Source organism: uncultured Cyclobacterium sp. (assembly GCF_963977555.1).
Classification (GTDB): domain Bacteria; phylum Bacteroidota; class Bacteroidia; order Cytophagales; family Cyclobacteriaceae; genus Cyclobacterium.
Genome location: NZ_CAXBPD010000005.1, coordinates 129,107 through 141,984, shown reverse-complemented (window position 1 = coordinate 141,984; position 12,878 = coordinate 129,107). Strand labels below are relative to the sequence as shown.

The window sequence follows — 12,878 nt, the reverse complement described above, 5'->3', positions numbered from 1 at the left end:
AGAATTAAAACCTATTGTATTTGATCAGGCATCTAATGAAAAGCTTTAGTGTAGGTGTAAATCCCATAGGGGTGAAAAGGTTTCTCTTTTTTAAGTAAAAGAAAAATACAGGTAACCCTGCCTGGGAAGATTTTTTTCCTGTGAAATAGAAGATCTGCCCTAGCGTTTTTGCAAGAGCTTGTGGTTCATAAATTTTTGCTTTGCGGTTGTTTTCTTGAAGATAAATTAACCAATAAAATGCATTTTTAAATTCTGATGTTGAATCAAACAGATGGGTAGACCCGATGTTTCTATGCATTCTTAGGTGTTTTTCTTCAACTTCTATACCTAATTCGACCAAAGATCTTTGATAAATAATTTTGTGGATGGCAAAGCTTTGCTCTTCTTTGCTATCAAAGCTTTTCATTATACTGGATTCCGAATCTCGATATTGATAAAGCGCATTAGGTATATTTGCTACTGGGAATTCCCTACATGCCTTCCAGTAGAAGTCAAAATCTTCAGCAACTGTAAGCCTTTCGTCAAAAGTAAGTCCTGCTTTTTTTATCCAATCTAGCCTGTTAATAGCAGTTGCATTCCAGATTGCGGGCTTGAACAAGAGTAAGGCTTTTATAGAGTTATGGTCAGCAGGTGATTTTGCTGTATTAACTGACTGCGAATCAAATCTAGTAAGCCATGTGCCACAAATACCTACCGATGGATTTTGTGTCATGAATTTTAGTTGGATTTCAAACCTATTTGGAGAAATAAGGTCATCGCAATCCATCCATGCCAGAAAATCTCCCTTTGCTTCTTTTATTCCTCTATTTCTTGAATAGGAAATTCCTTTATTGCAGTCATTTTTAATGTAGCGAATTCTTGGGTCAGAAATTTCACTAACTATACTAGCTGATGTATCAACGGAGCCATCATCAATAATAATCAATTCAAAATCTGTAAAGGATTGGTTAAGTACACTTTGAATTGCTTCTTTTAAATGTGCTTCTCCATTATATACAGGCATGACTACAGATAAAATCAGTTTATTCAAATTTTTAGCGGGTTTTTACCTTTTTGGTATTCCACTATATATTTCTCCTTTGCCAACTCTGGTGTTTTAATTAATGAATTTTTAATCAGATCCCATTTTTTTTGATCCATATAGGATTTATGATAGATGTATAGTGCAAAAATGTTTGCTATAACATAATGGTAATGATAAACAGAGTACCAGGTGAAACTTGTGAATAACAGGTACCATAAATAGTATTTAGCGTATACAAATTGCTTTGGGACATCAAGTACAAAACTTTGGTACCACATCAGTATAAATCCAATAATGGCAAAAATTCCGAACATCGCGTATACAGCTATTATTCCTACATCAGAAAGAAAATATTCATGGGTGTTACTTAACCTTTCTTCAAATTTACCATACTTTGAAATTCCCCAACTTGGTGGACCATTCCCAAAAAACTTACTTATAGTATTTGGTGAGAAATCCGTTAAAAAATATTTACCTGCCTGTACCCGGATATAGTCTTCACCTAATTTGGTATCTCTTTGCTGCGTTTCTATGACACCTTTAATCATTGGGATGTCCGAGTTAATTAGTAATACAGTACCACCCACAAATGCAGCCACTATAATTGACTTTTTGGCAAGTGATTGCCCTTTAAAAAAATGATAGAAATAGATCAAATAAACACCTGCAATAAACTGTCTTGTTACTTGCATGACAGGAATGATTAATCCCAAAACAGCAAAACCGATATAAAACCATTTTTTCTTTGAATTTTGGGTGATTTTAGTAATTGCAATAAAGATAGAAAGTATAAAAATACCAGCACCGGGGAAAATAATTCTAACAACACCTCTTTGTTCCGAGAATTCATCTCCACCTGAAATAGGCTTGCCAAAATAGACCGTAGATGGGTTTGAAAATTGGAAGAAATATAGCATTACGTAAACCATACCTAAAGTCATTACTATTTTTTCCAAGGTGTTAATTGGCACTTTTACATGTAGCAAAAAAAAGAATAAAGGCCATAGTAGATATTGAGAGGTTTCTAATAGACTAACTTTAAAGCTCTGATCCCAAGAGTAATAGGCCATTACGATAGCGAAAAAGATGGAAAAAGAGATCAATTGGACAGGTAAGACAAAACCACCTTTTCTATCAAACATATAATAGCTAGATACTGATACGGTACTCATCACGGCCAAAAATTCCAAATAATTTAGAATCTTTGGGTTTAAGAATTTCGCGTCAAAAAAATTTAGACTAATAATAGTCAATAAAAAAAGGAATAGTACAATCAATTTAGATTTCATGCAGACCTAAATGTTATGAAATTCCTGTATAGATAAATACCCGTCAAACTCAGAACAATAGTACTAATAATAAGTTTGTATACGAACCCAAAGTCCCTAGCAAGGAAATAGGAAAAACCAAACAATATTCCTGCTATTACCCACATTAGGTTTTTTTTCTCGATTTTTATGGAGAGGGTCTTCTTTAAAACATACCATAAATAAAACTGAAAAACCGTAAATGATAAAACCATTCCAGCGGTAAGACCGAAGGCACCGAATTGACTGCTAAAGAATAAAACAGGTGTAGACAAAATGGAATGAACAATACCTAGGCGTAGAATAGTTTTTTCATTATTTGTAGCGCCTAGAACAGTACCAATTAGACTATCTACAGAGGTTAAGAATAAGTACCAAACCATCAGTTGGCAAACCGTAACCGCAGGAAGGTAAGATTCAGGAAAAATTATTATAAAAAAATCTTTGGAGAAAAGAGTGAATAAAAAGCATAGAACCATTCCCAATAGCATATAATATTGAAAACCAGTAATAATGAACTTTTTGAATTTATCTTTATTGCTAAACCATAATGCAGATAGGTTGGGAAATATTGCTACTAATCCAAAATCCATTACAAATGAGATTGGTCCCGTAAGTCTTTCAGAGAGGTTGAAATAACCTATCTGTTCTCTATTCGAGTTGATGTCTAAAAAGTTGTTTGTTAATTTGGTATAGGGCAACATTACCAAAACCAATGCCAAATAAGGCCAGCTTTCTTTAAGCGTTGCAATGGAGGAAGGGAGGAAGCCTCTCATTTTTCCTAGAATAAGGTTTTGCTTTTTTAGGATATTAATAAATACCAGACTTTTTAATAGGTTTAAGAATAAAAAGGAATAAAACAATGATGCTATTGATATAAAATGTGCAGGTAATAGAAAAACAAAAAGAAACCATAAGATGCTAAATACAAGGTTGATAATCGATGGAGGTAACATTTTCTGGTGTCCCAAAAAAGCAGTTTCAAATAGTTTTCCAAAACAGGATACAAAAGCAAACAACAGCACAAAAATAAATTCCTGGTTACTGAGGTTTCCCAGAAAATGATTATACAATAAATAAAAACTGCCGAGTATTAAAAGCGCCATTGTCCGTAGAATTGCACCGTTATATACCAGGTCTTTTGACTGCAAGGGATCACGAGCTATTGATCTGATAATGATGTTGCGTATACCTAGGTCCCCAATTGTTAATAGTAATGTACCCTGAGCCAATATGAACGTATAAAGCCCGTAATCATCAGGGTGTAAAATTTTGGTAATCTTCAGTACAGTTAGTAAACCGATCAGCTGGGAAAGTATGCTTCCAATAGTAAGGAATGAGAAGTTTTGAAAAACCTTGTTTTTAATAATTTTTTCAATCATGAAAAAACTGCTTAGAATACTTAATTATGCCATCCATTGTAAACAATAACTTATTTTTTTGGGAGCGATCAATCAAGTTTTCGCATATTTTTTATCATAATAGTAACCGTATTCGTAGGTATAGGTGTGTTCAGATTTAGCATCATTTAAAATTAAGACAGCGTTTTTAAACTTGTCTTTTTGAGAGATGTTGTTTATTAGTTTAATATGGCTCGGCTTTGTTTGGTAATACCTAACTACGTATGCGAGCATATCTATGAATGGTGAAAGAGCGAAAGCATCTGCAACTAAGCCAATTGGAGCACTATCAATGATTATGTGGTCAAATTTTTCTCTCAACTCTTCAAATAGATTAGCCAATCTTGGGCTGTTCATGATTTGAGTCAAGTCACTCAAAGATTTTCCAGCATTAACCAGGAAGATATTTGCATAGTCATCTGCAAGTTGTAATATATCATGAGTTTTAAACTTATCGTCCAATAGGTATTCAGCAATACCAGGTTTGAGTTTTCTCATTCCTAACTGCTGAAAAGTAGCTGGCTTTCTTAAATCAAATTCTAAGATTACTACTCGTTTACCGGAACTGGCAATAGATTTTGCTAAATTAATGCTGAAAAATGTTTTCCCTTCTCCCCCTACACTTGAAGAAACCAGTATTGTTTGATTCTCCTGATCACTGGACAGAAATTTCATATTAGACCAGATGAGGCTTATTTGTTCTCTGACTAAAAAATTACTAGAAGGGCTGTTGTGACGGTTTTTTTGTTTTTTTAAAGATGAAATTTCACCCATTATTGGAACCTTAGTTAACGACTCCAAGTCCTCTTTTATGCGGATTTTTTCAACGAAATGTTCAATAAGAAAAATAAATCCAATTGGAAAACTAACACCGATAAATAATGCGAGCATAAAAATTAGTTTCTTTTTAGGTTTAGTAGGGTATAGACTAGCCATAGGAGGGTCAATGATTCTAGCATTGGATACGGAAGTGGCAGCTAGCGATAAGATGGCCTCCTCTCTTTTTTTCATCAAAAACTGGTAATTTTCTTGTTTTGATGTTTGCTGTCTGGTAATCTCAAGTAGTTCCCTCTCTATTTCAGGAACTCTGTTGGCGCGTTGTTCAATTTCTGATTCATTGCTTTCGAGTCTTTTTTTAGCAATCTGAATGCTGTTTTTATTACTTTTAATGTTTTCTACTAAGTCTATTTTTAGATTTGAAATTTGGTTGTCAATAGTTTTTGCCAAAGGATTGTCTGATGTTATCCCAGTAAGTAGCCTCTTGCGTTCCCTTAATAACTCATTGTATTTATTGACAAGATCGGACAGATTAGTATCATCAATTAATAAGGAACCCTGAACCATTACTGATGGATTATTTATGCTTAAATTCTCCTCAAGATTCTGTAATACCTCTAAATTTATATCATAATCTGATAGTTTCTGCTTGGCTTCATTTGAATTTTCTAAGTATAGCATTGCTTCAGCACTTAAATCAGAAATAGCATTTTTGTTTTTGTAATTTTCAACATCTCTTTCTATTTCCGTTAATTCTGAAGTTAGCTTAACCAATTGTTGGTCAATGAAAGTCAAGGTGTTTGCAGCTGTTGAATTAATTTTTTTTAAAGCTTCAGTATTATAAACCTCTACTAATTTTGATAGAATTTGTTCACCTTTTTCTGGGCTAGGTTCTAATAGGGAAAGTGAAATAACTGTCGATAACTTATTCGTAGGTGTAGCATTGATATAATCCTGGTATTCGTAAGACAATTTTCTCAGGTTATTATAGGACAATAGCAAAGACCTTGGATACGAGGAATCAAAATCATTTTTAAGGTAAATTGTGATCTCACCAAAAAAAACCAGAATTTTTTCACCGAAGAAATACTGGTTTTTAATGCCATCTATCTCTAATATAAACTTCTCTTTATCAATTATATCCAAAACAACCATGTCCTTAGGTGATTTTGGACGATCACTTAATTGATGATAAATAATGTTTATAGGTACTTCTTTTCCATAAATTTCTTTATTCCGATGAAAATTATCTTCTACATAAAAGTTAATATACATTGACAATTCTTGAAGTGTCTTGTGAATTAAAGACACTGAGGTCAGTACCTCGACCTCATTTTCAACAATATGAGAAATTTGATAGCCATCTAGGTCATCCAAAACAGCATTTGAGGTTAGGCCACTTTTATTTTCTCCAACTGAGTTAATTAGTAATGTAGATGCAATTTCGAATTGACTGGGAGTTAGGTATAAGTGAATAATTCCTATAGTGATGCATATGAATACACTTAAAATAAAAAAATACCAAAGCCTCAAATATTTTTTTAAGTAAAATTCTAAAGGTTGGCTTGTGGATTTATTTAAATCTACCTCTAGAGATAAAAACTCTTTTATGTTCATATTATTTATTAAAATAATGTTTTATACAATTCGAATCGATTTGTTTCAAATGGATACAACTTCGTCAGGTCAATCACAGAAATGTGATTTAAATTTTTGATTAAAAGATAGCTTCTATCAAAACTGATTTGTTAATCTTGAATAGAAGGGTATACTTTAATTATAGAATTTTTAAAAAAAGCGGTTGTTTGTGATGCCGATTTCAATATACCTTACAAAGGTTTGCAAATTTCAATTTTGTGCATGTGAAATACATTTCAATTTATGACAAACTTTTGAATGATAAAAGAAATTAAATTCTTAATTTATTTTATTTTACAATAAAAAGAATTTGAAGATGATGATTCAACCATTAAATATGGTTGTGTATTGTTTAATAGCCGAATAAAATAAATATTAAATTGTTAAAATAATCCATATTTAACCCTTAAATGATTAATTGATATAAAGTCATTATCTTTAAATTATAATTAAAAATAAAATTTGTATTATTTACTATCTGTATATAGACTTTTTATGATAAATTATATATTTTATTTCAAAAGTAATTTCTTTAATAATTTTTATATTTACGGTTCAAATTCGGGTTAGTTTGAAAATTGTGGGTAGGAATGGTTGCAATATATAGTGTGGTGTAATAAGGATCATAAATACAATCATTAGTTTAATTTTTTCCGATAAAAAAGTCTTTTTAGTTAAGATTCCGGTGGCTCATGGCAGATTGTATTTCTACTATAAATGAGGTGATTAATAGCTTAATAAATAAGGTATATAAGTATTGACTAATAGCCTTAATGAAGTTTCGCGGAGTAAATTATAGCTATTAATTGTAAAGAAAGGTTAAATGACTTTAGGGTTTTAAGTAGTGAATTTCCTTAGATTAAGTTCAGATTGACTTCACTTCTATCCTATATTTAATTAAGAATAGCTATCATTTTTAATTTGAAAATTAATCATGGATTTACTTGTTTTTCGGATAATAAAGACCATGCTAGCCTTGTCTGCTAAATAATTTACTTACATTTTTAAAGTGTAACTTGGACACTATTGAAAAAATCAGGATTCTTTAAAATTTTTTAAAAAGAAAGGCTTCAGGTTAAAAAGTTTTTTTATACATTTATGACTTAAACACCTAGAATAATGCTTTTCAAATATAAAAAAACGTTAAATATCAACAAATTTTTATGTTTATTTAGTGAAAAGGTTAAGAATCTTCTGGAGATTCTGCCTATTGGAATGTAAAAACCTGTTAGCTATTAAATATAGTGTTCATTCCATCATTCTGAGTAAGAATTGGAGTCATATTACCTATTCCGAAGTCAGCATATATTGTGTGACTGACCGGGCGAAGCTTTGTTAATTAAATACCTATTTTGAAAAACAAAAGAAATGTTTATCCAAAAAATTATTAGAAAACGAATTAATTTCTACGCATTTATTCTTTTGTGGATTATTTGTTCCTGTAGTACTTATAGAAAAATACCCTATTTTCATGATTTGGATAAAATAAATCCTACCATTGAACAAATCGAAAATTATTCACCACTGACCATCCAACCAGAGGATATTTTGGGTATAAATGTAAGTAGTTTAAATCCGGAAGCATCTGCAATTTTCAATTATAACCTAAATAGAGTCAATGGGAATAATTTTGATAATTCTGCAGACAATCCTGTAGTTGGGTATCTGGTGGATCAACAAGGGAATATCGAAATTCCCCTAATTGGCAGCATGAAAGTAGCAGGGCTTACCACTGCAGAGATTCGGAATAATTTAAAAAACCTTTTACTTACTTATCTCAGCGAACCAGTAGTAAATATACGGATACTCAATTTCAAAATCTCGGTATTTGGTGATGTTTTGAAACCAGGGGTTTACGATGTTCAGAACGAAAGAATCACGATTGCCGAAGCCTTAAGTCTAGCAGGAGATCTTCAAATTACTGCAGTACGTCAAATTATGCTTGTTAGAGAGTTTGAAGGAAAAAGGGAATATATCCCGGTTGATTTGACTTCAAAGAAAATGTTTGAATCCCCTTATTATTACCTAAAAAATAATGACGTGCTTTATGTACAGCCTGATAAGACAAAGTTTGCCACCGTGGATCGGGGATACAGAAATGCTACTATTTTATTATCTGCCATGTCTGTAGTGGCAATCATCTTTTCTACCCTTTACAGATAGTTATTAAATGAGTATCAAAGAAAACGATATGTATTCCAATCTCAATAATTTTGAACATGAAGATTCGTTTGATTTTCGCCAATTCTTGACCAAGTATATGTTTCATTGGCGATATTTTATGATCAGTCTTTTAGTGACAGTTTCGTTGGCCATCGTTTATATTTATTTTTACAAACCAGAATATGAAATTAAGGCGACATTACTAATCCAGGATGAGAGGAAAGCAAGTAATGAAAAAGCATCATTACAGGAAATCGAAGTAAACCAATCTTCTAAGCTAGTTGAAAATGAAATTGAGGTATTAAAGTCCCGCAATTTGATTCTTCAGGTTGTGAATGCTTTAGAATTAGCAACAAGGTATCAAATAAAAAGTGGCTATAAAAAAAGGGATTTGTATTCAGAAAGTCCAGTTCAACTTAAAATGTTGAATCAATTAGTGGGTGATGAAGACGTAGAATTTGAGATTTTAATAAAGAATAATAAAACTTTTATTTTACATGACGCTATCGACAAAAATAAGGAGTATAATTTTAATCAGGATTATAAAAATGAATTTGGTGCTTGGAAACTTGAGGCTGTTAACAATGTAGAGGATTTCATTGGAGAAACAATAAAAGTTTCAGTATCAAGTCCTGAAAGAACTGCGAATTTTTTTCAGGAAAACTTGGAAGTCCAAATGTTAAATGAAGATGCACCAGTAGTAAGCTTAATGGTTTCGGATGAATTAGCGCAAAGGGGAAAAGATTTTCTCAATACTCTGATCGAGCATTACAACTCTGCGTCTATAGCTGCGAAGGCAACAAAAAACCAAAGTACTCTTAACTTTATAGACCAAAGATTAGCATCCCTCTCTGGAGAATTGAATACCTCAGAAGCAGAAGTTGAGAATTTTAGAAAAAGCAGGGGGTTAACAAACATAACTTCTCAATCAGAAGTTTACCTTGAAAATGTTCAAGCAAATGATACCCGGTTGAATGAAGTCAATGTGCAACTAAATGTAATAGATGGCATAGAAACTTTTTTAAACACTTCTGAAAAAGCTGAAAATTTACCCTCAGTAGTAGGGATTTCAGACCCAGGCCTAAATCAACTTATTCAACAATTATCCCAACTCCAAAATAAAAAGGCTGAACTTCTAGCCACTACTCCAGAAAACAATCCTGTTTTTAATCCCTTAAATCGTCAAATCAATGCTACAAGGGAGGCAATAAAAAATAATATTGTCAATACTAAATTAGCCCTAGTTAATATTAAGCAGGAATTAGAATCATTTAATTTAAAATATGAATCTTCAATACGGAGTATTCCCAGTCAGGAAAGACAATTGATCGGCATAAAAAGGCAACAAACAATTAAAGAAGATCTTTATATTTATTTGTTACAAAAAAAGGAGGAATTATCATTAAGCTATGCAGCTACATTAACAGATGCCAGGATAATAGATAGTGCCTATTCAGGTACAGAAAAGTCCCCAAAGAAATTAATAATATTAGCTATAGCCATTATGCTCGGTTTGGGTTTTCCTGCTGGATTAATTTATGCAAAGGAAAGTCTAAAAAACACAATCTCTTCACAGGAGGATGTTGAAGCTATTACAAATGCTAGGATTCTCGGCAAAGTTTTTCATCACAACAACAAACAGGAGAATAATGTATTCGTTACTTCTCCCGATGACAAAACAGCAGAAACATTTCGAACATTGCGCACTAATATTAATTTTGCACTTAGAAGCAGTGTCGACAGAATAATTTTGGTTACATCCTGTGTATCTGGTGAAGGAAAAACATTTAATGCGCTCAATATTGCCGCTTCATACGCACAAATGGGAAAGAAAACCATTTTACTTAATTTCGATTTGCGCAACCCTAACTCGATTATAGGGGATACACAAAATTCCGCAGGATTAAGTCTATTTTTAAACGATGAAATAACGATGGATGAAATAATTCATGGTAGTGAGTTTGCAAATCTCGATATTATCCATTCGGGACCAGTTCCATCAAATCCTTTGGATTTGATGGAAAAAGAAATTATAAAAGACCTATTTGATTTCCTCAAAAAGAATTACGAATATATTATTATTGATACACCACCTTTAGCTCAGGTGTCAGATGCACTAACTATTTTCAAATTCGCTAGTTTAAATTTGATTATTGCACGTTGCAATATCACTAAAAAACGATTACTCAGGGTTGTTTTAAGTGAATTGAAAAATAAAAATATCAATAATTTAAGTATTGTTTTAAACGATAATAAGTTGATTAGCGAACAGATGGGATATGGATATAATAAAAGGTAAATATTATAATTCACATACAATCTAGTGTTAATCATAAGGGAATGTAAGCATATAAATAGTAATTGCTAAATATATCTTTAGAATTAATTGTAGTTAACTAATAGGCATGTAAATATTGGTTATTTCTGTTTAAAAAGTGTTAAATAATTGCCACTAATTTATTATGATTATCACGAAATTTAAAGGACTAAGTTTTAAAAATTAAATAGATTCTACCAACAAAATAGTTATTATCTAGCATGATATTATGGAATAAAGACATGGTATTTAACTTTTTATAAACGTTTTATTTTTTAACAATTTATTAATTGAGAACTGTTACTTATTAAAATATATCTACAACAAATCAATTTTAAGAGGGATAACTTAGTTCTAAGATATATTTAGAACTAAGTTACTATATTCATCAAAGAAAGAATTATTTATTGTAGTATATAATTTTTAACAAAATAAATTTCGAAAATTTTAATTATTTCAAAATTAATTGATTATGTAGGGGTGATCTTTAGAAAGATTCCTATATCATTTAATATCAAAGTTTGCAATAATTCGTTTTTGATTTACTATAATTTGAGCTAATCTTTATATCATGTCATAAGACATAGTACTTAGATTAAATATCAAAAGTTCCAATAACATAAATTAATAATAAGTTTTGGATTTGTGTTTTAATCCGCAAATACATTAAAGTTAATACATAATTTAGTTTAAAATATCTCTTTTATTTTCATGAAAAATATTTTTCAGTTTTTTACAAAATTTTTTATTAAGGGCAAAGAACGAAGTGTTAAAGCCAAGAAAAACATATTGGCTTCATTTATTATTAAAGGGATGAGTGTTGGATCAAGCTTAGTTTTAATACCATTGACGATTAATTACGTTAATTCATCCCAGTATGGTATATGGCTGACAATTAGTTCTATAATCGGTTGGTTTAGTTTTTTTGATATTGGTTTAACTCATGGTTTACGGAATAAGTTTGCTGAGGCAAAAGCCAAAGGGGATACCGCAACTGCTCAGATTTATGTAAGTACAACCTATGCAATTTTGGCCTTAATTTTCAGTGGACTTTGGATTTTATTTCTATTGTTAAATCCTTATTTGAGTTGGACTAAAATGCTTAACTTATCTGCCACAATTGAACCAGAATTATCATTATTGGTTATTATTGTGGTGACCTATTTTTGTTTGTCTTTCATTTTAAAAGTAATTAATGCCATTATTCTTGCAGACCAAGAGCCCGCAAAAGCTTCACTAATAGATGCTATTCCTCAAATACTTTCACTAGGGATAATTTTTGTTTTACTTCGAACTACTGAAGGCTCTTTGGTTTACCTTGGTATTGCCTTATGTTTATCACCAATCATTACATTAATTTCTGCTAATATAATTTTATTCAGAAAAAAATATAAAAAATATAAACCTAGGTTTTCTAAAATAGATTTTTCTTACGCAAAAGGTCTTTTTAATTTAGGGTTAACCTTTTTCGTTATTCAATTTGCAGTAGTGGTGCAACTCGAAACTGCAAATATTCTCATATCAAGAAATTTTGGACCAGCAGAGGTGACTTCGTTCAATATTGTATATAAATTTTTTTCGATACTTAGTATGGTTTTTATAATTTTTGTAACTCCATTTTGGTCTGCATCAACTGAAGCATATTTTAACAAAGATCTTGAATGGATTAAAAATGGTATTAGAAAATATAATTATCTCAATGTACTTGTGTTTTTAGTATCTGTTTTTATGCTGATTTTTTCAAATAATTTTTATGAGTTATGGCTAGGGAAAGGTAAAGTGGATATAAGTTTTTCTCTTTCATTTTGGGGCTTTATTTTTGTAAATACTCATATATTTGGACTCAAATATGTAATCTTTTTAAATGGTATTAGTGCTTTAAGGATCCAATTTTTAATATGTCTGTTTAGTCCATTTATATATTTGATTACTGCTTATATATTTATTCATCACTATAATATGGGTGTTTATTCATTATTTATAGCTTCAGTTGTCGCTAACCTGAATGGTATGATAATGGCACCAGTACAATATTACCAAGTTATAATTAAAAATAAAAAGGGTATTTGGATAAGATAAGAATAAATGATTTTATTATTCGATAATTGTTGTTATTTTAAAAATTGTATTTAAGCAAATTTATTTTTTCGAATAAACCTATCTATTAGAACTTCTGTTTATTATTTTACTATAATTAATTCTATGTTTAAATTAATTAATAAGTTTGCAACTTTAAATATCTTAGCTGTCAT

7 protein-coding genes are annotated in these 12,878 nt (G+C 30.8%); 3 read left to right on the top strand and 4 right to left on the bottom strand.

The features are described from left to right. Positions 1-4: 4 nt before the first annotated feature. From AAC073_RS07850 to AAC073_RS07835, 4 genes are all read right to left on the bottom strand, one after another. Complete coding sequence (locus tag AAC073_RS07850; protein ID WP_339923301.1) at positions 5-1,030, bottom strand: glycosyltransferase family 2 protein; 1,026 nt, start codon at positions 1,028-1,030, stop codon at positions 5-7. Continuing rightward, positions 1,027-2,166, bottom strand: a complete 1,140-nt coding sequence (locus AAC073_RS07845; RefSeq protein ID WP_339923300.1) for a hypothetical protein — start codon at positions 2,164-2,166, stop codon at positions 1,027-1,029. The genes AAC073_RS07850 and AAC073_RS07845 overlap by 4 nt, the downstream gene beginning before the upstream one ends. A 143-nt stretch (positions 2,167-2,309) precedes the next feature. Then, the gene (locus tag AAC073_RS07840) at positions 2,310-3,713 is read right to left on the bottom strand and encodes an oligosaccharide flippase family protein (protein ID WP_339923299.1); all 1,404 of its coding nucleotides are present in this window, start codon (positions 3,711-3,713) and stop codon (positions 2,310-2,312) included. 72 nt (positions 3,714-3,785) lie between these two features. Next, positions 3,786-6,125 carry a GNVR domain-containing protein gene (locus tag AAC073_RS07835; RefSeq protein WP_339923298.1) on the bottom strand — a complete coding sequence of 780 codons (2,340 nt, stop codon included), beginning with the start codon at positions 6,123-6,125 and terminating at the stop codon, positions 3,786-3,788. 1,389 nt (positions 6,126-7,514) lie between these two features. On the opposite strand from AAC073_RS07835, the gene AAC073_RS07830 reads away from it, so the two are divergent. The 3 genes from AAC073_RS07830 (at position 7,515) to AAC073_RS07820 (ending at position 12,705) form a co-directional block, all read left to right on the top strand. Continuing rightward, positions 7,515-8,309 carry a polysaccharide biosynthesis/export family protein gene (locus AAC073_RS07830; protein WP_339923297.1) on the top strand — a complete coding sequence of 265 codons (795 nt, stop codon included), beginning with the start codon at positions 7,515-7,517 and terminating at the stop codon, positions 8,307-8,309. A gap of 7 nt (positions 8,310-8,316) precedes the next feature. Next, the gene (locus tag AAC073_RS07825) at positions 8,317-10,608 is read left to right on the top strand and encodes a polysaccharide biosynthesis tyrosine autokinase (protein ID WP_339923296.1); all 2,292 of its coding nucleotides are present in this window, start codon (positions 8,317-8,319) and stop codon (positions 10,606-10,608) included. A gap of 729 nt (positions 10,609-11,337) precedes the next feature. Next, the gene (locus tag AAC073_RS07820) at positions 11,338-12,705 is read left to right on the top strand and encodes an oligosaccharide flippase family protein (RefSeq protein ID WP_339923295.1); all 1,368 of its coding nucleotides are present in this window, start codon (positions 11,338-11,340) and stop codon (positions 12,703-12,705) included. Positions 12,706-12,878: the final 173 nt, after the last annotated feature.

Excerpts from the sequence above, each read along its gene's own strand:
- AAC073_RS07845 (WP_339923300.1), bottom strand. The coding sequence starts at position 2,166 with ATGTTTGATAGAAAAGGTGGTTTTGTCTTACCTGTCCAATTGATCTCT.
- AAC073_RS07840 (WP_339923299.1), bottom strand. The coding sequence starts at position 3,713 with ATGATTGAAAAAATTATTAAAAACAAGGTTTTTCAAAACTTCTCATTC.
- AAC073_RS07835 (WP_339923298.1), bottom strand. The coding sequence starts at position 6,125 with ATGAACATAAAAGAGTTTTTATCTCTAGAGGTAGATTTAAATAAATCC.
- AAC073_RS07830 (WP_339923297.1), top strand. The coding sequence starts at position 7,515 with ATGTTTATCCAAAAAATTATTAGAAAACGAATTAATTTCTACGCATTT.
- AAC073_RS07825 (WP_339923296.1), top strand. The coding sequence starts at position 8,317 with ATGAGTATCAAAGAAAACGATATGTATTCCAATCTCAATAATTTTGAA.
- AAC073_RS07820 (WP_339923295.1), top strand. The coding sequence starts at position 11,338 with ATGAAAAATATTTTTCAGTTTTTTACAAAATTTTTTATTAAGGGCAAA.